The following is a 20,435-nucleotide window of genomic DNA, read 5'->3' on the forward strand; positions in this document are numbered from 1 at the left end:
TAAATTATAAATTATAAATTATGAATCATGACCCTACTAATCAAGTAAGGTTTGCATCAAGTCAATCATAAATTCAGCGTCTTCTTCATCCATGGCTTCAAAACCTTGCGGCATACCAAGTTCAGCCAACGCTTCTTTACCATCGTCATCGTTATGCAGATTAAGAATCGCATCCATCAAGATGTCAGTATCAGGAAAGCCGTCTTTAATAAGCAAGACATGGCTAATATCCGCCAAATCACTCTCGATTAATACTGATAACTGCGCTTTGGTTAAGCGTGAAAAGCTATGAAAAATCTCCGCTAAAAAGAAAGCGGCTTGCGCCTCTCCTTTAATTACTTGACGTGCTGCTGCTTGATAAGTCTCAGTGATTGTCCAATTGAGATCGGCTTCTTCTATATCGACCGCTTCCAGCAGCCGTAAACCAATCAGTTTTACATCACGGTTATCAGCCATAGCCACGGTAGCGCCAGCTTTGATATCTTCTAAGCTATTGATATCGCTATTGGCCGCCGCGGCAATGACCATCTCATCAGATTTACCGATAGGACGCGCAACCGCACGGTAGCCTTGCTCACGGATAAGCGTGGCTGCATCAAAAGGGTTGGCATAAATGACCTGGATATCGCCTTGATTGATAATGGCTTCTTGTTCCGCATGCGAGGCGGGTATGTTTAGGTGCATATTGAGATTGGCACGCTTTTGAATCAAGATGTTAAACATGTGCCAGCCTGCAAAACGCTCAGGCGAAAAATCAGGGGCGATTAACATATTATGTGTCGTCATGATTTACGCTTCCTCATCTTGTTTCATTTGGGCATATTGAGCGATTGCGGCATCAATTTTGCTGCGTGATGGCTTACGGCGTACCGAAGTATAGCCAACCGTTTCGCCGCGGCGCACGTTCGGCACGACAGTGGCATAAACCCAATAATGGCTACCGTCTTTGCATAGGTTCTTGACATAGCCATGCCATTTTTGCCCAGCAGCAGCGGTCGACCATAAGTCTTTATAGGCGGCTTTTGGCATGTCAGGATGGCGCAAAATATAGTGTTGATTGCCGATTAATTCATCAACTTCATAGCCGCTAATCTCGACAAAGGCATCATTAACGTGCGTCAAAACACCATTTAAATCCGTACGTGACACAATCAGCTTGCCATCAGGGTAGGGGCGTTCGATACCAGTGTCATAGACAGTGCGCGAGGTACCATCGTGATAAGTCATGGTGACTTGCGTGGCTGGCATGTCAGGCTTCATGGCGTCAGGGAGTGGAGAACCCATTGTAATCTCCTTTATTTATCATTATTTTGATAATTATTAAAAAGCGGATTTATTTTCAGTTTATGGTCTTAAACGTATCGTTAAAACCAATTGCTTAAGCGGCTGTCTGAAACTGAATGGTTAAATTTAAATATAAAACTCATCTATTAAAGCTGTTAAGTAAGACTCGATAAATAATGCTTCAAATATTTCATGGTGATTAGGCTTTTTAAGTGTTCGGTAAATCCGTGTTTAGCAAATCCAATCACCTATTCAATATAAACAGTGTGCAATACCTTAAATAATTTTTATAAGACAAGGCGTCAGTTTTCATTTAAAGTATTGTTTATTCAATAGTTTATAGCGCTGAGGGCGCATTAACTCTTATCGACAGATATTTGAAATCAGCAATTAGATAAGTTTTGCTAGTGCTTCTGACGCACGTTTAATATCTAAGAATATCAGACCAAGTTTGGCATTTGGTTTTGCCATAATGGTCAATACCGCTTCATCACCTGATGAGGTCATAATCACGTAGCCTTTCTCGCCTTGGATCATAATACGGTCAATGCTACCACGAGCCAATTCACGACCTGCACGGTCGCCTAATGACAGTAAAGCGGCAGACATAGCGCCAACGCGGTCTTCATCAACGCCTGTTGGTAAGGCCGATGCAATCATAAGACCATCGTTAGAAATAAGAGCAGATGCTTCAACATCCGCGGATGAGCTGTTTAGGTCTTCTAAGATCTGCTGGAATGAATCTGTACGCATAACAATTTCTCTGTGACGAATAATTAAATGAATAAAAGTAAATCAATAGGGCCTAATAAAATCTTCAATAATCTTTGTCGAGCGGGCAATATTATAAACCCTTGCTTTTAGTATTGATATAGATGGCCGTCAGTTAAAGACTGAATATGAGGTGTTTCTAACCTTTTAGTCCCCTTTTATGACCGTCCATCGCAGAGTATTCTTCATTAGTAAATATAAGTTGACTAATGGTGGGGTTTGATGAGTTTGAGTTTTCTTTTAATGGTTTAAAGCATTCAATAGAAATAATAAAGTTCATTTTATCATCTTATGTTTTGACGATGAAATGACATTAACAGATCTGAATAAATGTAAGGGTTTTTTGGCTAACAAGTTTTCATGGCAAGGTTGTCAATAGCTTATAATGATAGAAATGTCCACTATAACTTTTGATGATGGCGATATTTACTAGACTTATACACCAAAAAAATGATATATAGTTATGAGATAAAAATTGTTTGTGCTTCTGGGTTTATGATTTAGAGACACATTCAGTTGGCTTCTAATCCCACTAGTTCCTATATCTAACAGCATATGGGAACAATCTCAATCCCACACTCGCGTTTTTCATCCCATCGTTTGCGGTTAAACGATAAAACGCCCGTGTAAATCAGCATGATTACCATTTTTACCTTAAGGAACCTATATGAGTATCAGTCAGGCAATCGAAAAAGTCGAAGCACGTTACGCCCACCAACCTGAGTTTATTCAGGCGGTAAAAGAAGTTGCAATCACCATTGCCCCGCTATACGACGCTCATCCGGAATATGAGACGCTCAAAATATTTGAGCGTCTTGTCGAGCCTGACCGTGTTTTCGCTTTTCGTATCAACTGGGAAAACGATAAAGGTGAAGTACAGGTGAACCGCGGCTGGCGTGTACAGTTCAGTAACGCCTTAGGTCCTTATAAAGGCGGCGTTCGATTTCATCCTACTGTCAACCAATCGGTGCTAAAGTTTTTGGGTTTTGAACAAATTTTTAAAAACGCTTTGACGGGTTTGCCAATGGGTGGCGGTAAAGGTGGTGCTGATTTCGATCCTAAAGGCAAGTCTGACAGCGAAATCCGTCGTTTTTGCTATGCCTTTATGCGTGAGCTGCATCCGTACATCAGTAAAGACATTGATGTGCCCGCTGGCGATATCGGTGTGGGTGGACGTGAAGTGAGCTATATGTTTGCGATGTATAAGAACCTGACTCGTGAGCACGGTGGTGTTTTGACTGGTAAAGGCGTGGGTTTTGGCGGTAGCTTGATGCGTACCGAAGCGACTGGCTATGGTGCGGTATACTTCTTAGAAAACATGCTTGCCGCGCAAAATGAAAACATCAAAGGCAAAAAGGTATTGATATCAGGTGCTGGTAACGTCTCACTGCACGCCGCCGAAAAAGCCCATATGCTGGGTGCGACGGTACTGACGGTATCTGACTCGCAGGGGACGCTTTATGATGAAAACGGCATGGATCAAGAAAAGATTGATTGGCTAAAAGCGCAAAAAGCACAAAGCAAGCCATTGGCTGAGTATGTCGATATATATGGCGGTGAGTGGTTGGCTAAGCAAAAACCTTGGCATATTAAAGGTGATATCGCGATTCCATCAGCCACCCAAAACGAAGTCGATGAAGACGATGCCAAATTAATGGTTGAGAATGGCATCAAATATATTGTCGAAGGCGCTAACATGCCGTTGACCGCTGAAGCGATTGACTATGTTCGTCTGCACCGCGTGCACTATGCACCAGGTAAAGCGGCTAATGCGGGCGGTGTCGCTGTATCTGGTCTTGAGATGTCTCAAAACTCAGTACGCCAATATAAAACCTTTGAGGAAGTCGATGAGCGCTTAAAGTGCATTATGAAAAATATTCATGACTGCGCGGCTGAAGCGTCAGAAAGTTATGGTCAGACTGATAATGGCTATATTGACTATATGACCGGTGCCAATATCGTTGGCTTTAAACGCGTAGCAGATGCGTTGTGCGCTTATGGTATTTTAAACTAAGTGTGGTTGTATTGTTGAAGATTGCTACAGATAATAGCGTCTGACAATACTTTCACTACTTTACACCTACCGCTTTAGCAAAAACCACGCCTACTTTAATGAGTAGGCGTGGTTTTTTTATCTATCAACAATGACGATACATTAGGATACCTTTTTGTTCCAAAGGCTTATTCAAGCAAGGTTATGATAAAGAACAATATCGCGTTAAGTAAAAGCTATGGCGTTAAACAAAACATCCAGCGTGAATCAGGAGATAATCTTATGAGTAAGGTTCTACAACGCTTTCAACTAGCGACGTTGGCTACTGGTCTGACATTGGCTTTGACCACAGGTGTCATCACTATAACCGCTAATGCATCCAGTGATTCGGAGGAAGTACGCGCTGCGCAAGCGGCAAAGATTGGCTTAAAGCAAGCCATTACCATCGCTAGTAAAAAAGCTTCGGGTATTTTAGTCAGTGCAGATTTTGATGACGATGATAGCGATGCGGTGGGTAATGGTGGCGTATATGAATTAGAGTTCAGTACAGGCAGCGTCAATTACGAAATTAAAGTAGATGCTAACACTGGTAAAGTGTTAAAAACTGATTCTGAGCATTTAGACGGCGATGATATCAATGATTACCAAGTACAGAAAAAAGCAAAAACAACTATTATGACGGCGATGAATATTGCTGAAAAACAAACAGCTGGTCAAATCCTAGGAATTGAATTTAAGAACAACCGTGATTATGCTGATCATCCTTTATATTATAAAGCTGACCTCTTAAAAGGTAATAAAATTATCAGTATAAATGTAGATGCTAAAACGGGTAAAACCTTTGCCAATAAATTCACAAGATAGCCGTCACATGCATAAAAACCGTCAAAAAGACATCAGCTGAACATATTGGTTGGTGTTTTTTTTCTTAAAAAATCGCCCAGTAAATTGGCTATCGTCAGTTCAAAATAAAATTGATAGGTTAATGTTTATGGGCGACTGATAGAAAATTTCCTTGCTTGTAGCTAGGCAACTTGGGTGGGATGACGCGTATTGTTAGTTTCTGTCTTGCTGATTTCATTTGAAAAGATAAGATATAAAAGTGTAGCAGTCAGTAAATGCTAGCAGTCTTACGCATGCTCACTATTTTTGTACGTTTATTCTTACGCAACTACGTTAGTATAGGGCAAGTCATTGTTGCATAACCTGCGTTGACGGTTAAAATTATTATTAATATTAACTGTCACTTAGCGCACCCAATGCAACATAATATAAAAACAGTATTGAAAAATATCTTTAGCATCCTCAAATCGGGAAGCCAAAGCCAAGCATGACAGTCAATAGGCGCGATTTTTTAGTCAAAACTGTTTGCTACGTTTTTCTCCCTATTTGTTGGTCTGATACTTTTTTGCATTATTCACCTACTTTATAAGGACGTCTTATGAAACGTCGTACTCTTTTAGCCCTTGCCGCCAGTACCGTACTGCTTGCCGCTTGTAATCAGTCACCTACTAATAACGCCGCCGATACCAAGGCGACCGACAGTGCCGCAAGTGGGGGTTCTGATTTACTCCAGCGTATCAATAATGGTGGCACCATCAACGTCGGTACGGAAGGTACATACCCGCCGTTCACGTATCATGATGAGAGCGGTAAGCTTACTGGTTATGATGTCGAAGTGACGCGTGCCGTTGCTGACAAACTAGGCGTGAAGGTTGAATTTAAAGAAACTCAGTGGGATGCGATGCTGGCAGGACTTGATTCCAAACGCTTCGATATGGTCGCCAATCAAGTCAGTCTCACCACCCCTGAGCGTTTAGCAAAATATGACAAAGCGACCCCTTACAGCTGGTCAGGTGCTGTGGTGTTGGCACCGACTGATGATAATCGTTATAGCTCGTGGGAAGGTCTCAAAGGTCTACGTTCAGCACAGTCGCTGAGCAGTAACTATGGTGAGCTAGCAGAGCGCTATGGCGCAGAAATTGTCCCTGTTGACGGTATGGCGCAAGCGATTCAATTGGTTAAGCAAGACCGCGCTGACTTTACCATGAACGACAATCTTGCGGTATTAGATTATCTGAAGAAATTCCCAGACGCGAATCTCGAGATTAAATTGGTTGCCCCTGCTAATGAGCAGACTGGTTCGGGATTGGTTCTACTTAAAGGTGATGACGCCGTTGTCGCAAAATTAGATGAAGCAATGGCAGCACTAGTGGCTGATGGGACGCTTACCAAGCTTAGCCAAGAATTCTTTGGTGCTGATATAAGTCAACAAAAATAATGCCAGCTTCTATCATCTCAATGCTAACTGATTTATTGGGCTTATTGCCATTTATGGACCCTGTGCGGGCGCAAATTGTTATCAATTCATTTTGGCCAATGCTTAAAGGCGGTATCTATTATTCGATACCGCTGGCATTGATCTCGTTTGCGATTGGTATGGTCATTGCACTGACGGTGGCACTGATTCGTATCGTGCCGCGTGCTGGCTGGTTTCATGAGATTATCTATAGACTTGCCCGTATTTATGTGTCTGCCATTCGCGGGACACCGATGCTGGTACAGCTGTTTATTATCTTTTACGGTCTGCCTAGCGTTGGCGTTAAGCTTGATCCGTTTCCTTCTGCGATTATTGCCTTTTCACTGAATATCGGTGCTTATGCGTCGGAGACGGTACGTGCTTCGATTTTGTCTATTCCAAAAGGCCAGTGGGAAGCAGGCTCAACGGTCGGGTTAACGTACTTACAAACTTTTCGCCACGTTATCTTGCCACAAGCACTACGGGTTTCAGTACCACCGTTATCCAATACTTTCATTAGTTTGGTAAAAGACACCTCTTTGGCGTCATTGGTACTCGTCACTGAGCTGTTTAAAGAAGCGCAGATTATCACCGCGCGTAACTATGAGTTTATGCTGGTCTATACTGAAGCGGCGGTTATTTATTGGGGTATTTGTCTGTTTTTGACCTTTATCCAAGGCAGGCTTGAAACCAGATTGGATCGCTATGTGGCGAAGTAATGTCGCGTTTTAAGTAGCTGTCTAATATTTGCTAGCGTGTGGTTTTTTAAATCACTGTCTTTTCTAACTTGTATTTTCTCGTTATTGTTTTTTAATTTGTCAGCGGAAATCTTTATGATTCAAGTCAGCAATATTCACAAAGCCTTTGGTAGCAATCAAGTGCTCAAAGGCATCGACTTGACCATCGAAAAAGGCAAGGTGGTGGTCATATTAGGACCGTCAGGGTCGGGTAAAACCACGTTTTTGCGTTGCTTAAATGCGCTTGAAATTCCTGATCAAGGCGTTATTAAGTTCGACGATGGCAGCTTAACGATTGACTTTGCCACCAAGCCTAAGAAAAAAGCTTTACTCGCATTGCAACGTAAAGCGGGCATGGTATTTCAGTCTTATAATTTATTTCCGCATAAGACCGCTATCGAAAACTTAATGCTCGGACCTACGGTGGTCCAAGGGCAAAGTAAAGCGCAAGCGCGCGAGCAGGCTTTAGCCTTACTCGAAAAAGTCGGTCTATCAGATAAAGCAGATTTATACCCGTTTCAGCTCTCTGGTGGGCAGCAGCAGCGAGTTGGTATTGCTCGTGCGCTCGCCATTGAGCCGTCGTTACTGTTGTTCGATGAGCCAACTTCTGCGCTTGATCCAGAGTTGGTACAAGACGTACTTGGAACGATGAAACAGCTGGCCTCTGAAGGTTGGACGATGGTTGTGGTGACTCATGAAATTAAATTTGCTCGTGATGTCGCTGATCATGTGGTCTTGATTGAAGATGGTCTTGTGGTCGAAGAAGGCAGCGCCAAGCAGTTATTTGAAGACTCCAAGCATCCACGTACGCGCGCATTTTTACAGCGTATCGAGCAATAATGGTGTTAGATGAATTCAAGTCATACATCAAATCTCTATAGCGTAAATATTGTATTTCAAAGTAAAGTTCGAAGTGTTTTAAAAGATAGAAAGCTTAAAAATTATCTAGAAAATAAAGCCCCAGCTATGTCAGCATAGTCGGGGCTTTTTCGTTTAACAAAAAGGGGTGTTTTGTTTAAAAGAAAGGAGTGTAGGGCTATGTAAGACGATGAAAAAGCATAACTAAACCTTTTGCCGTCCCCTTAACCAACGCGGCACACGAGTGGTAGTAGCATTTAGCACAGCATTAAATAGAGCTGCCAGCAGAATGAGTATGACGCCGACATATTGAATCCAAGACAATGACTGATGTAGTAACAGCGTTGCCAACGCAATCGCAGTTAAAGGCTCAAAAATAGTAAAGACTGATGCACGGGTAGCAGGTAGCTTTTCTAACGCTTTCATATATAGCGCAAATGGCACGACGGTTCCAATCAAAGACAGTCCCAAAACATAGCCCCAGGTGCTCAAAGGCAAAACCAGTAATTGCTCATAAGTTTTATAGGTTTCGGGTAGCAATAGCAATACGCCAGCACTGATGATGATAGAGGTAAAAAATACCAAAGGTGCCGGATGCGCGTCATGCATTGCGCGCTTGCCAAGTACTCCGTATAGGGAATAACAGACGCCTGATAATAACCCTAACAAGATACCCCAATTGGCCTGCGCCTGTTCACCTAACATCGTCAAGCCAACACCGAATACTGCCATGAGTGCCAGTAATGCCGATTGGCGAGTAATGGATTCATCAAGCAAAAATGCTGAAAATAATAAGCTAAAAACAGGTGCGGTATAAAGTAAGGCGACGGCAGGACCAGCACCGACATAGATAACGGCAAAAAAATAGCATACTGACATACCGAGTACGCCAATTAAAGACTGCACCGCCAGTCCGAGCCACTGCTTAGGGCGTAGCTTAAGTAGGTGTGGCCATAGTTTTGGTAGCATGACGAGGATGATAAGAGCAGCGGTCACGACACGTAAAATGGTCGTTTGCCAGCCACTAAAGCCGATTTGGTTGAGGTAGGTCGAGAATATCCCCAAAGTTCCCCAGCAGATAGCTGCTGTGATAATTTGGATGGTGCCTATCCATGACTGCCGCGCTGACATTGCGCTATCCGTGTGTGCCATATCGCTCTCTATTTTTATTTGATATCAAACTCAAAGAATCAGCTGTCCAAGCCTTTTAGCTAATGGCTTAATGCTATGTGGAAATAACAAAAGACAACCTGATTAAAGGCTGCCTTTTGTTTGCATTTCTTAGTCTATCATTAAAGCGTTAATTGAGTGCTAACACAAGTCAGTTGGTCATAAAATATATTTCATAGGCGTTAACTACACGCTTGTCCTTGCCTTATCATCTTTTAGTAGGATATCCCCAAACCTGTCCAAGCTTGAGCCTCGTGATTTATATTTGTAATAAAAAGTTGGTTAGCAAACGCTTAGCACCTTCTGTTGCAAATGATTCTGGGTGAAACTGTACACCTTGAATGGGATAATCTTTATGCTGTAATCCCATAATTTCATCTCCTGCCAGCGCTGATTCAACCAAGCTTAAATCATGATGTGCATCATTAGCAACGACGGCGGTGATGGTCAAGCAGTCTGGCAGGGTATCTGCTTTTACCATTAAAGAGTGATAGCGCATTATTTCTAGCTCTTGTGGCAGACCTTGATAAACACCTGCGTCATCATGGCGAATGGATGAAACCTTACCATGCATCGGCACGCTGGCACGTACCACGTCACCGCCAAATACATGGGCGATGCCCTGCATCCCTAAGCAAACACCCAATAGCGGTGTCGTTTTCCCCATGACTTCGATGACTTCGGCGCAAATACCGAAGTAGGCGGGGTCGTCAGGTGCGCCAGGGCCAGGTGAGATAATGATACGGTCAAGATTCATCGCCTGTACATCAGCCAACGTTATCTCATTATTGCGCTTTACGATGACGTTGGCTTCTTTATCACCGTCCATGGTTTGCAAAATCTCGCCAATGTATTGATAGAGATTGAAAGTGAACGAGTCATAGTTATCGATAATTAAAACATTCATAAGTCATAAGCTCTTTAATGAAAGATAGGTAATTTATGCAGGCATAAAGCTGTTTAACACGACTTTCATAGCAGACAGTTTGCGTTGTATTTCTAAGTATTCATCAGCAGGATTGGAGTCGTAAACATTACCGCCACAAGTTTGCGCATAGGCAGATTCGCCATTGATAAATAGGCTACGAATAGGAATGGCAAAGATACAGTCACCATTAAAGTTAAATGATCCAAGCGCACCGCCATAAGCACCGCGACCATCGGGTTCGAGCTCATTGATAACTTTAATCGCTTCAACTTTTGGTGCGCCTGACAACGTTCCAGCAGGAAAATTACTGGCAAGGGCACTAAACATATCCTCATTAGGATGCAAGATACCGACGATTTCAGAGGATATATGCTGTACATGTGAGAAGCGTTTGATGTCCATCAAGCTACGCACTTTTACCGTACCAAATCGTGCGACGCGGCCAATATCATTACGATGCAGGTCAACCAGCATATTGTGCTCGGCAATCTCTTTAGCATCATTTAGTAAGGCACGGGCAAGCTTACGGTCTTCGTTGACATCGACGCCGCGCTTGGCGGTGCCTGCCAGTGGATAGGTTTCCATCTCACCTTGACGTAAGCGAAATAATAGCTCAGGCGAGGCACCAATGATGCACTGCTGGGAAAATTTCATAAAATACATATGCGGTGATGGATTGACCGCACGCAGCTTTTCATAAATAGGCATCTTATCGCCTGCAATACGATATTTGGACTTAAAGCCCACCTCACACTGAAAGATACGCCCAGAAATGATGTCTTCTTTTACTTGCATGACGACCTTGGCATGCTCTTCTTGGCTCATGCCATCACCCAAAAATTCAACGGTGGGCGGCTCATAGCTTGGAATGGGTTCGTCAAGCAAGGCTTTGATTTGCTCAATGCGATTGTCTTGCTGTGCGGTTGGATAGTAAAAATAGAAAATCTCGCCTGTCATCTTATCAAGCGTCAGACCATCTAAATATACGCCAAATTTAAAGGGTTCAAAATCGTCGCTCGCCTTAGCATTGAGACTGGGCTCAAAGAAATTGACACTGTCATAGCCCAAGTAGCCGACAAGTCCACCGCTCTGGTCACGCGCTATGACATGCTGCGGGGTAATTTTGCGTAGTAGCTCGTAAGGGTTGTCAGTCTGATAATGACTGGTACGCGCTGTTTTATTATCGGTAATGGCCAAAGTTGTACGGTCGATGGCAGCAATGGTCATAACGGGGTCAAAACCAATGGCATGATGGCGTGCCATATGGCCGTCTTCGCCCAATGATTCGAGCAAATAACAGGTCTCAAAAGTCCCTTCTATGCGTTTGAATAACGCAAAAAAATCGAGATCCTGCGTGAGCTTGATGCGTTGCGGCTTGCTAGGAATATCAATAGCAGCAGGTTGAAGGAGCTTGGAGGTAGAAGAGGTCATAACAATGTCCAAAGTGGTTCAATTTTTTATCATAAAAATGTAGATTAAAGTCGCGCTTTTAGTGCATCAAGTGCTTTTTCTATGTGTCGCAAGTAAGGCGCTAACATTGTGAGCTTGCATGGCTTTAGCACCGCGCGAAACGGTGGCGATACCAACACCTAACTGCTCAGATATCTCGCGCTGGGTCACACCGCGCTCTAACAAGTCAAAAATGCGGATACGATTGGCTATTTCCTGCTGCTCTTTTTCAGTCAATAGCGCACTGAATAGCAGCTCGATAGCGGCACTGTCATTACAACTTGCTAGATGACGTAATAAACTTTGATAAGGGTCAGTACTCATAATATGTAATCTTAATAAGAAAGAGATAAATAATTATCTTGTTTCAGTATTCTAGTACAGTAGTACAAGAAAAACAAGCGCTAAGTATATCGCTGCTGAATATACATTTATGATTGGTATTGCTGTTAACGTTTATATCAAGAATGTTTTTGCCAATTAATCATCAGCGTAATATTAGGATTGCCTTTAACGCTTAAACAGCTCCTTTTAACGCAGTATTTACAACCTTTATCGTCCTTAACTCCCTCGTTTTTAAGCAAACTTATCGAAATATTAAATTTCTCACATTATTTATTGCCAAATTGTTAATACTTCGTTATTATGCCTGTCATTATTTAAATGATAATTATTATCATTATCATTAATTATTTCATTCTCGTATGTGCGTTACTTAGTAACGAGAATTGTAAGTTCATGATTAATAAAGGTTTTTCATCGTAGCTTTGGAATAATTGGGTAAAACCTCTAATAAGCTTTATGAAAAAATCTTAAATAAATTCTCAAAAATTGCTCTTCATTCCTTCAATCCTAATAGTAAGTAAAGTGAGTGTGTTATGCGTGAAGTCAAATCAGCAACATTTTCTAATCAATTAACGGTCTTATCGATGGCTGTCTCAGCCGTTTTATGGTCACAGCTAGCGGTTGCGGCAGAGGAATTGCCTAGTACCACCTTACAAACCATCACCGTGACCGCCAATAGCTCAGTCCGCGAAAAAGTCCAAGAAGATGGGGTTTATGTCGAAGACTACACTCCAGCGCAGCAAGCCAGCCATTTGAGCGATTTTTTGAATGTCGTTCCTGGGGTTACCGTAGGTGGTACCTCAGCAGTCAATCAGCGTATTCGTATTCGTGGTCTTGAAGACAGCAACCTGAAAGTCACTATCGATGGTGCCCGTCAAGAAGGTAAACTTTTTTATCATATGGGCGATTTGACCCTTGATCCTGACTTGCTCAAGCAAGCGGATGTCGCGGTCGGTAATAACTCAGTGACGCTAGGAAATGATGCCATTGGTGGTGCGGTGGCTTTTACAACCGTTGATGCGGCTGACTTGCTAAAACCGGGTCAAAGAATCGGTGCCAAATTACACGCAGGATACGCCAGTAATAATGATGAACTGCTGACCTCAGCCACGGTGTTTGCAGCGCCAACGGACAATGTTGACTTACTGGCTTATTATGGTAAGCGCGATACTGATTCTGGCGAAGATGGTAACGGTCGTGAGCTGTTTGAAGACAGTAAAACTGAAAGCATCTTATTAAAGGCCGGCGCTTATATTGCGGATGACCATCATATTGGCGCAAACTTTAGTAGTACTGAAAAGAAAGGTATTTTCCCATTCCGTCCAGACTTTCCTAGTCGCTCTGAGCCACCAATTCCGCAACAGGTGAAGCGCGATACTTATGGTATCGATTATAACTTTAATCCTAGCAATCCATTGATTGATATAGACACCAATGTGTATCAGACCAAAACCCGTATTTTGCGTGATTCTGACTATATTAATGATCCAGGTTTTGATTTTAACGCTCAAGTTCAAACCACAGGCGCAAAAATCCAAAACACCAGTAACATTGCTACGAATGTTGGCACACACAAGCTCATATCTGGTATTGAGCACTATAAAAAAGAGTCGGAGATGGAGCGCGACTTTGTCAAAAAAGGGACAGATGAGGCAACAAATACTTCCGTTTATCTAGAAGACCAATGGAGAAATGGTAAGCTCACTTTAACGCCCGGTGTGCGTTATGACCGCTACAAATCTCCTGATTTTATCGCTAGTGGCAAAACCTATGATAACGTCGTCGGTGCACTTGCCGCAAGCTACGAGATTGCACCATTGACGCAAGTGTTTGCTAGCTACACGCAGTTATTTAATGGTCCTGATTTAAGCCAAACAATCTTCAATTCAAGTGGCGATAAAACGTACGTTAATAATGAATTAAAAGCAGAGGAAGGATCTAACGCTGAAGTGGGTATCGTCAAAACGCTACGCGACCTAACGGTAGCCGGTGATGCACTACAATTAAGCGGTAAATACTTTGAAACCGATATTGAAAACTATATCGAATTTGTTCGTTCCGGCGGAACTCGCGTTGGCTTAGACTGTGTCACTGGACAACCAGGTGGTGAATGTCAAGGTGACATCAATAAATATGAAGATTATAAAATTAAAGGGGTTGAGCTCGCCGCTGATTATAAAATGAATGATTTTAGTATGGGTTTGAGCTATTCGCGCGCGCGCAGCAAAGGTGAAAACACGGGCTACAGCATTCCATCAGTGACCGGAAGCAGCTCAGAGTCAGGTGATAAATATATGGTCAATCTGGCTTATGCCCCAACAGAGACCACAGATATTGGCTGGCGCAGTACGTATGTCGCTTCAGTGATGCCGAATACGGCTGAAAATGATGTTAAAAAACCAAGCTATAACGTTCATGATATCTTTATGAACTATTCGCCAAGACAAGTTGATGGATTAAAAGCCACTCTTGGCGTTTATAATCTTTTCGATGAAGTTTATGCCAGCCACTCATCTCGTCTAAATCCGATTGATGATGTTGCTACTGACTTTGAAAAAGGTCGTAATATCAAAGCGTCATTGACGTATCAGTTTTAAATCTATACTGATTGACGTATAACGGATTGGTAAGTAAAAAAGCCAGTTTCCTTTAGAGGAAAGCTGGTTTTTTAATACACGTTTTTTAGAAGTTATGCTCAATTACTTCTTGTCTGTACTCCGACTATCTCTCTAAATTCATAAAGAATTATATTCATGACTTCATCTTCATTTGCCTATGGATTCACCGTTATACCGGACTGGTGATGGCAGCCTTTTTAATCATGGCTGGACTGACTGGGGCGTTATTGGCATTTCATGACGAGCTAGATGATGTGTTCAATCAACGTTTGGCCTATGTTGAGAAAGCGCAGACGCCGCTACTGTCTATCGCTACCCTTCATGACAAGGTGATTAGCAGCTATCCAGAATATGGTTTTTCGACCATGCCAACTTCGATAGCCACTAATAAATATGCAGTATTTTCGGTAGATAAAGTCCGAGATCAGACCAGAAAAAATCAGCCCGAAGCAGCGTTCCAAGAGGTCTATGTAAACCCTTATAACGGAGATATCATTGGGACGCGAGATAAAGACGAATGGGCATGGCGCAATACCATGTGGAAAGTGTTTTGGTTACACCGTGATTTATTGCTTGGTGATATTGGCAAGCTGATATTAGGTGTTATCGCGTTGGTTTGGACGATTAATTGCTTTATTGGTCTTTATTTAACGTTGCCACGGACCATTAAAAAGAGTCATGATAGCCGTCAAAAGCCAGCTAAAAAACGTGCTGCTTTATTAAGATGCTGGCTACCAGCATGGAAAATCCGCCGCAACACCAATACCTTTAAGTTGAATTATGATGTGCATCAAGCGTTTGGCTTATGGCTGTGGCTGATGTTGTTTGTGATTGCGTGGTCGAGTGTGGGTTTTAATTTGCAGCAGGTTTATAAGCCAGTGATGCAAGTGGTAGTCGAGCTTGAAGAAAAAGCCGGAAAAGATGGCAAATCGAAAAAAGTAGATAAAAGCAGTGTACAGATTCTGCCAAATACGACGCCAGTTAGCGTTAACAATAAAACAGGTGCTGATAAGGTTAATGATGTGGTCAATAAAGCCAATAGTATTGAGTATGTCAGCAAGCAAGCGAAGATTGCCGCGCGAAATAACGAGCTAAGCGTGCAGCAGTTATTGGGCATACGCTGGGTCGCAGAGGACAATCAATGGCAGATGCGCTTTAAGACCAATAAAGATATTGGCAAAAAAGGAGGTACTTCATCTATTACTATCGATGCTGCAACGGGCAATGTTGAGCGCGTGAACTTTGGTTATCAAAACGCCTCATTTGGACATAAAACTGACCAATGGTTATCGACATTGCATATGGGACATATCAGTCACGGCGTAGGTCATCTGGCATATCAAATTCTCTTAGCGTTGATTGGTTTGGCAGTAGCAGTGTTGTCTGGTACTGGGGTTTATTTGTGGTGGAAAGGGAGCCAGAAACGGTTAAAATATTTGCAAAATCTGAGATAGTTTAAATTTAGACTTAACAGAATTAAACCGTATCGATAATCACTGGACGGCCTTGATGATTTAATACCGTCACATCGACGTTATATAAATCTTTCATGGTCTGTTGGGTGATGACATCGGTAGGTTGACCCACCGCCATGACCTGACCTGATTTCATGGTCACTACGGTATCGGCAAATTGCGCGGCTTGATTGATATCATGTAAGACGATCACCACGGTTTTTTGCTCAGTATGGCTCAACTCACGCAGCTCACGCATTAGACGTCCCGCATGGTACATATCTAAATTGTTCAGCGGCTCATCAAGCAATAAATAAGGTGTATCTTGGCAAACAATCATCGCAATCAATACGCGCTGCCGTTGACCACCGGATAATGTCGATAAGAAGCGCTCAGCTAACGGCTCAAGCTCAAAGCGTTCGATAATATCTTGTACTTTTTGCTGATCATCAGCCGCTGGTTGCCCTTGGTGATAAGGATAGCGCCCAAACATCAGTAGCTCATGCACGCGCAGCCGTCCTTGCACTTGATTGTCTTGTCCAAGCATCGCCACCGTTTTAGACAGCGTCCGCGCATGGCAATTGGCGATATCACGTTCCTCGTTATCTACAGAAAAACTGACTTGCCCCGATTGTAACGGTTGCAAGCGCGCCATGACCGAAAACAACGTAGATTTGCCCGCGCCATTGGGGCCTATTAAAGCAATTACTTGTGAGGGTGGCAGCGATAAGTCGATGTCATGCAAAATCTGCTGTTTGCCAATATGATGCGAGACGCCAGTTATTTTTATCATAGTTGTTCTTAATTTGAGTATCTGTGAGCTGAATTTTCAATAAATTTTTATGATTAATGACTCGAGCGGCGTTGGTTCATAAATATTAACGCTAAAAATACCAAGCCACCCGCCAATTCAATCACTACCGATAATACACCTGCCATGCCTAGTACTTGCTCGAATACTGTCTGGCCGAGTACCAAGCAAATCATCGCCACCAAGCTGACCAATATCAGGCGTTCGCTGTGATACATATGGCGCGCCATGCGATTGGTTAATGCGCAGACCAATAGACCAAAAAACGTCACTGGGCCTACCAGTGCGGTTGCTGTAGCGACCAGTACTGCAATGACGGTTAATAGTCCAAACGCTAAGCGTTGATAGTTGATGCCTAAATTAATCGCCTGCGCTTTACCTAACATGAGCACATCACACTGATAGCGCCAACGCCAGATAAATAGCCCACTAACCACACAGATAATGAAGCTAATACCGAGTAACTGCGGATTAATCGTATTAAACTGCGCATAACTGGCAGACTGGACGACGACAAAATCATCAGGGTTAATCAGTCGTGCAACCAATGCCGATAAGCTGCGAAACAATACCCCAAAAATAACGCCTACCAAAATTAGCCGCGTTAAATCTTGGTTGCTCTTGGAAAATAGTAATTTAAATAGCAATAACGACGCACCAAACATGAGGACTATTTCGAGGGTAAATTTGGCAATAGGATTTATACTGGTAAAGCTAATTGCGCCCAAAAAGAACACCAGTAAGCTTTGTAATAACACATAAAGCGAATCGAACCCTAATAAGGAAGGCGTCAAAATAGGATTATGTGTGAGGGTTTGAAACAGTAGCGTCGAGACGCCAATCGCATAACCGACCACTATTAACGCCAGTAATTTTTTACCCCGTAATGGCAGTGCAAAATCCCAATGCCCATGGACATTAACTGTTAAAAATAAAATCGCTGAAATTAGTAAAATGATAGCGGCAATTAATTTAGGATGTTGACTTATTATTAACCACAGCCATGCCCAAAATTTTGCAAATGGGTTAAGGCTGGAGACGTCACTATTAATAATAGAATCGCCTGTTGGGCTAGAGGATGCAGAAGGTAAAAACATACGTGAATCTTATAAAAGGGAGTAGCAAGTAAAACAACGATCACTGAAACGATACAGATCTTTTAGGACTCAGCAGGTGCACGTAATAATAGCCATAAAAATATTACCGTGCCGACCACACCAAATACGGTCGCAACAGGCACTTCAAAAGGGTAACGAATGGAGCGCCCTATAATATCGCAGAGCAATACTGCTGATGCACCCAATAGTGCCACTGCTGGCAAGCTGCGTCTGAGCTTATCACCCATAATACGACTGACGATATTCGGTACGACCAATCCAATAAAGGGAATCATGCCAACCGTCACGACGACAACAGCACTCATCATGGCTACCATACCGACACCGAGCCACGTCACTTGTCGTTTGCTGATACCTAGATTGAGCGCAATATTATCGCCCAACCCGACGATGGTCAGTTTATCGGCGATGACATAAGCCAGTACGCACAGTCCACCAGTCAACCACAGCAGCTCATAACGACCTGATAATACGCTTGAGAAGTCACCAAATTGCCAAACGCTGAGCATCTGTAGCGATTCAGTTTGATACGCAATAAAGGTTGTCACTGCTTCAATAATGCCGCCAAAGACAATACCAATCAGCGGAATCATCAAGAAATCCGTCGGCGGAATACGGTGGATAAGCAGCATAAATAGCATCATGCCAAATACCGCAGCGATGGTCGCGACGCCCATTTTAATAAGCAGTGAACTGGCTGGAAACAGTAAGCTGACTACTAGCAGTCCTAGCGCGGCGCTTTGGGTTGCACCAACCATCGATGGCTCAACGAAGCGGTTTTTGAGCACTACCTGAATAATCATCCCTGCCACCGCCATGGCGATACCAGTCAAAATAATGGCGATGGTACGCGGTATGCGGCTGACCAATAGCAGCGAGCTGTCAGAATTAGCACTATGGTTAACAATGCTCTGCAAGATACCTGACCATGAAAAGTCGGCAACGCCAATTGATAAACTCAGTAACACCAAAAGCCCCATAATAATGAGGCTAGCTGTGTTAATTAACCACGGAGGTATGGCGGTACGTTGATGTTTATGACCCTGACTATTCGCAGTCTCATGTTGCCAGCTTGAGGGTGCAGCTGGCAAAGAAGTACTGGCTGTAACGTTGGTATGAGCGCGAGATGAAAATAACGACATAGCGTTTACTGGCTTAGAGATGAGTGGCTAAAATACAATCAGTAATGATTGTTCGAACAGTAATAGCGTTTATTTCGCATTAGCAAACGCATCTTTAATCATGGTCAAATCCTGCATCCACTGATAGTAACCGCCGAATGCTAAGTAAGAGTCTGGGCTTAGGTAAACCACTTGGTCTTTATTCCAAGCAGTGGTTTGCGCGACCAATGGGTTGTTCAGTACGGCTTTGGCACCAGCGCCATCTTCACCAATCGCTGCGCTGCGATCGACCACGAATAGCCAATCTGGATTGGTCTTTTGTAAATACTCAAATGAGATCGGCTGACCGTGACGGGCATCAGCGATTTGGTCATCGGCCATCGGGATATCTAATACCGTATGAATAAAGCCATAGCGCGACTTATCACCATAAGCAGACAGCTTATTACCATTGACCATGACTACTAAGCCTTTACCTTTATCTTTGGTTAGGGTTTTAGTCTCATCGATAAGCGTGTCAATGTTGCCTTGCAATTTCGCCGCTTGATCGCTTTTGCCAAATAAGGCACCCAAATCATGCAGGCGCTGTTTGCTTGATTCGTAGATATTTGCGGTATCGATACTCATATCGAGCGTTGGCGCGATACTTGATAACGCATCGTATTTCTCTGCCATACGTGAGCCAACCAAAATAGCTTGCGGCTGCATCGCATTTAATGCCTCAAGGTCTGGCTCAAATACGGTACCGACGCCTTTAGGATCAGGATGTACTTTAGACTGTAAGTTATTTAGATGTAGCCCACTTGGCATACCATCGACCGCCACGTCGAGCGCTGCCAAATCCTGCATCAAGGTCATGTCATAAACGACCAAAGGTGACGGATTTATTGCCAAATCAACCTTGCCTTTTATCGTATCGATAGCGATGGTCGACACAGAGACGTTGTCATTATTGGCAACATTTGAGGCCGCATCGGCCGTTTTATTCTCTGCTTTGGTTGCTGTTGATTCGGTATCACTGGAGTCAGGAGAGCTACAACCTGCCAAGCCAATACTGGCGATCAGCGCTGTCATCATGGCAGTCAATAGTGAACGTTTAAAGAAAGGGGTGCTAGGGCGATTAGAATATGAAATAGTAGGCATAAATAACTCGGTATATCAAAGGTTTGGGCAGTATTATTATAAGAATGGTCAAATAAAAACTGCAAAATAATGAAATAGCTTGTTTAGCGCGCATAAACGAAACGCTAATCAACTATTCTTTTGGCTAAATCGTTAACGTATCGATGCTTTTAATGTATCGATGTTTCTTTTTATAATGGATTCATGATTGGATTTTTACGATAAGCTGCTTTTGTTACCATCACAAAACAGCAGTTATCATAAAGTAGTTGAGATTTATTATCAATATTAATGATAATGATTTTTATTAACAAGTATGGATTTTACCGCAATCATGCTAAAAAAGTGCTGATTGCC

Annotated in this window: 18 protein-coding genes; 7 read left to right on the forward strand and 11 right to left on the reverse strand. The window is 42.9% G+C overall.

Going from position 1 to position 20,435, the window contains the following annotated elements; genetic code table 11:
• Window positions 1-36: 36 nt before the first annotated feature.
• The 3 genes from FQ084_RS01365 to FQ084_RS01375 all read right to left on the reverse strand — a co-directional run bounded on the left by FQ084_RS01365 (window position 37) and on the right by FQ084_RS01375 (window position 2,037).
• Window positions 37-786: a PhnD/SsuA/transferrin family substrate-binding protein gene (locus FQ084_RS01365; RefSeq protein WP_149488849.1), complete on the reverse strand. Its 750-nt coding sequence runs from the start codon at window positions 784-786 to the stop codon at window positions 37-39.
• A 3-nt stretch (window positions 787-789) separates the two neighbouring features.
• Window positions 790-1,284 carry a PAS domain-containing protein gene (locus FQ084_RS01370; protein ID WP_149488850.1) on the reverse strand — a complete coding sequence of 165 codons (495 nt, stop codon included), beginning with the start codon at window positions 1,282-1,284 and terminating at the stop codon, window positions 790-792.
• 390 nt (window positions 1,285-1,674) lie between these two features.
• Window positions 1,675-2,037 (reverse strand): roadblock/LC7 domain-containing protein, encoded by a 363-nt coding sequence (locus FQ084_RS01375; protein WP_010201036.1) that lies wholly within the window; start codon window positions 2,035-2,037, stop codon window positions 1,675-1,677.
• A gap of 685 nt (window positions 2,038-2,722) precedes the next feature.
• Here FQ084_RS01375 and gdhA point away from each other — a divergent pair.
• The 5 genes from gdhA to FQ084_RS01400 all read left to right on the forward strand — a co-directional run bounded on the left by gdhA (window position 2,723) and on the right by FQ084_RS01400 (window position 7,924).
• Window positions 2,723-4,069 carry an NADP-specific glutamate dehydrogenase gene (gdhA, locus tag FQ084_RS01380; RefSeq protein WP_149488851.1) on the forward strand — a complete coding sequence of 449 codons (1,347 nt, stop codon included), beginning with the start codon at window positions 2,723-2,725 and terminating at the stop codon, window positions 4,067-4,069.
• 261 nt (window positions 4,070-4,330) lie between these two features.
• The gene (locus FQ084_RS01385; RefSeq protein ID WP_223144835.1) at window positions 4,331-4,912 is read left to right on the forward strand and encodes a PepSY domain-containing protein; all 582 of its coding nucleotides are present in this window, start codon (window positions 4,331-4,333) and stop codon (window positions 4,910-4,912) included.
• A 577-nt stretch (window positions 4,913-5,489) separates the two neighbouring features.
• The gene (locus tag FQ084_RS01390) at window positions 5,490-6,329 is read left to right on the forward strand and encodes an amino acid ABC transporter substrate-binding protein (protein WP_149488853.1); all 840 of its coding nucleotides are present in this window, start codon (window positions 5,490-5,492) and stop codon (window positions 6,327-6,329) included.
• 53 nt (window positions 6,330-6,382) lie between these two features.
• A complete protein-coding gene (locus FQ084_RS01395; protein WP_223144849.1) occupies window positions 6,383-7,066 on the forward strand; it encodes an amino acid ABC transporter permease in 684 nt (227 codons plus the stop codon).
• 114 nt (window positions 7,067-7,180) lie between these two features.
• Window positions 7,181-7,924, forward strand: coding sequence for an amino acid ABC transporter ATP-binding protein (locus FQ084_RS01400; protein ID WP_149488855.1), 744 nt, complete (start codon window positions 7,181-7,183; stop codon window positions 7,922-7,924).
• Between the two features lie 222 nt (window positions 7,925-8,146).
• On the opposite strand, the gene FQ084_RS01405 is transcribed toward FQ084_RS01400, so the two are convergent.
• The 4 genes from FQ084_RS01405 to FQ084_RS01420 form a co-directional block, all read right to left on the reverse strand.
• Window positions 8,147-9,094, reverse strand: coding sequence for a DMT family transporter (locus tag FQ084_RS01405; protein WP_149488856.1), 948 nt, complete (start codon window positions 9,092-9,094; stop codon window positions 8,147-8,149).
• Window positions 9,095-9,371: 277 nt separating this feature from the next.
• Window positions 9,372-10,019, reverse strand: coding sequence for an anthranilate synthase component II (locus tag FQ084_RS01410; RefSeq protein WP_149488857.1), 648 nt, complete (start codon window positions 10,017-10,019; stop codon window positions 9,372-9,374).
• Window positions 10,020-10,052: 33 nt separating this feature from the next.
• Window positions 10,053-11,471, reverse strand: coding sequence for an anthranilate synthase component I family protein (locus FQ084_RS01415; RefSeq protein WP_149488858.1), 1,419 nt, complete (start codon window positions 11,469-11,471; stop codon window positions 10,053-10,055).
• Window positions 11,472-11,537: 66 nt separating this feature from the next.
• A complete protein-coding gene (locus FQ084_RS01420; RefSeq protein WP_149488859.1) occupies window positions 11,538-11,813 on the reverse strand; it encodes a Trp family transcriptional regulator in 276 nt (91 codons plus the stop codon).
• 554 nt (window positions 11,814-12,367) lie between these two features.
• Between FQ084_RS01420 and FQ084_RS01425 the strand changes: the two genes are divergently transcribed.
• Together FQ084_RS01425 and FQ084_RS01430 are read left to right on the forward strand one after the other, a co-directional pair.
• The gene (locus tag FQ084_RS01425; protein ID WP_149488860.1) at window positions 12,368-14,431 is read left to right on the forward strand and encodes a TonB-dependent receptor domain-containing protein; all 2,064 of its coding nucleotides are present in this window, start codon (window positions 12,368-12,370) and stop codon (window positions 14,429-14,431) included.
• A gap of 206 nt (window positions 14,432-14,637) precedes the next feature.
• The gene (locus tag FQ084_RS01430; protein WP_149488861.1) at window positions 14,638-15,906 is read left to right on the forward strand and encodes a PepSY-associated TM helix domain-containing protein; all 1,269 of its coding nucleotides are present in this window, start codon (window positions 14,638-14,640) and stop codon (window positions 15,904-15,906) included.
• A gap of 22 nt (window positions 15,907-15,928) precedes the next feature.
• Here the strand turns inward: FQ084_RS01430 and FQ084_RS01435 are convergent, their stop codons facing one another.
• The 4 genes from FQ084_RS01435 to FQ084_RS01450 all read right to left on the reverse strand — a co-directional run bounded on the left by FQ084_RS01435 (window position 15,929) and on the right by FQ084_RS01450 (window position 20,099).
• Window positions 15,929-16,699, reverse strand: a complete 771-nt coding sequence (locus FQ084_RS01435) for an ATP-binding cassette domain-containing protein (protein ID WP_149488862.1) — start codon at window positions 16,697-16,699, stop codon at window positions 15,929-15,931.
• A gap of 53 nt (window positions 16,700-16,752) precedes the next feature.
• On the reverse strand, window positions 16,753-17,814 hold the full coding sequence (locus tag FQ084_RS01440; RefSeq protein WP_149488863.1) for an iron chelate uptake ABC transporter family permease subunit: 1,062 nt from the start codon (window positions 17,812-17,814) through the stop codon (window positions 16,753-16,755).
• 62 nt (window positions 17,815-17,876) lie between these two features.
• Window positions 17,877-18,977: an ABC transporter permease gene (locus FQ084_RS01445; protein ID WP_149488864.1), complete on the reverse strand. Its 1,101-nt coding sequence runs from the start codon at window positions 18,975-18,977 to the stop codon at window positions 17,877-17,879.
• Between the two features lie 69 nt (window positions 18,978-19,046).
• Window positions 19,047-20,099, reverse strand: a complete 1,053-nt coding sequence (locus FQ084_RS01450) for a siderophore ABC transporter substrate-binding protein (protein ID WP_149488865.1) — start codon at window positions 20,097-20,099, stop codon at window positions 19,047-19,049.
• Between the last annotated feature and the right edge of the window lie 336 nt (window positions 20,100-20,435).

Origin of the sequence: Psychrobacter sp. ANT_WB68, assembly GCF_008369115.1 — a bacterium.
Taxonomy (GTDB): Bacteria; Pseudomonadota; Gammaproteobacteria; order Pseudomonadales; family Moraxellaceae; genus Psychrobacter.

Bases quoted from the DNA above. Each gene is read 5' to 3' on its own strand.
- FQ084_RS01365 (WP_149488849.1), bottom strand. From the start codon at position 786: ATGACGACACATAATATGTTAATCGCCCCTGATTTTTCGCCTGAGCGT.
- FQ084_RS01370 (WP_149488850.1), bottom strand. From the start codon at position 1,284: ATGGGTTCTCCACTCCCTGACGCCATGAAGCCTGACATGCCAGCCACG.
- FQ084_RS01375 (WP_010201036.1), bottom strand. From the start codon at position 2,037: ATGCGTACAGATTCATTCCAGCAGATCTTAGAAGACCTAAACAGCTCA.
- gdhA (WP_149488851.1), top strand. From the start codon at position 2,723: ATGAGTATCAGTCAGGCAATCGAAAAAGTCGAAGCACGTTACGCCCAC.
- FQ084_RS01385 (WP_223144835.1), top strand. From the start codon at position 4,331: ATGAGTAAGGTTCTACAACGCTTTCAACTAGCGACGTTGGCTACTGGT.
- FQ084_RS01390 (WP_149488853.1), top strand. From the start codon at position 5,490: ATGAAACGTCGTACTCTTTTAGCCCTTGCCGCCAGTACCGTACTGCTT.
- FQ084_RS01395 (WP_223144849.1), top strand. From the start codon at position 6,383: ATGGACCCTGTGCGGGCGCAAATTGTTATCAATTCATTTTGGCCAATG.
- FQ084_RS01400 (WP_149488855.1), top strand. From the start codon at position 7,181: ATGATTCAAGTCAGCAATATTCACAAAGCCTTTGGTAGCAATCAAGTG.
- FQ084_RS01405 (WP_149488856.1), bottom strand. From the start codon at position 9,094: ATGGCACACACGGATAGCGCAATGTCAGCGCGGCAGTCATGGATAGGC.
- FQ084_RS01410 (WP_149488857.1), bottom strand. From the start codon at position 10,019: ATGAATGTTTTAATTATCGATAACTATGACTCGTTCACTTTCAATCTC.
- FQ084_RS01415 (WP_149488858.1), bottom strand. From the start codon at position 11,471: ATGACCTCTTCTACCTCCAAGCTCCTTCAACCTGCTGCTATTGATATT.
- FQ084_RS01420 (WP_149488859.1), bottom strand. From the start codon at position 11,813: ATGAGTACTGACCCTTATCAAAGTTTATTACGTCATCTAGCAAGTTGT.
- FQ084_RS01425 (WP_149488860.1), top strand. From the start codon at position 12,368: ATGCGTGAAGTCAAATCAGCAACATTTTCTAATCAATTAACGGTCTTA.
- FQ084_RS01430 (WP_149488861.1), top strand. From the start codon at position 14,638: ATGGCAGCCTTTTTAATCATGGCTGGACTGACTGGGGCGTTATTGGCA.
- FQ084_RS01435 (WP_149488862.1), bottom strand. From the start codon at position 16,699: ATGATAAAAATAACTGGCGTCTCGCATCATATTGGCAAACAGCAGATT.
- FQ084_RS01440 (WP_149488863.1), bottom strand. From the start codon at position 17,814: ATGTTTTTACCTTCTGCATCCTCTAGCCCAACAGGCGATTCTATTATT.
- FQ084_RS01445 (WP_149488864.1), bottom strand. From the start codon at position 18,977: ATGTCGTTATTTTCATCTCGCGCTCATACCAACGTTACAGCCAGTACT.
- FQ084_RS01450 (WP_149488865.1), bottom strand. From the start codon at position 20,099: ATGCCTACTATTTCATATTCTAATCGCCCTAGCACCCCTTTCTTTAAA.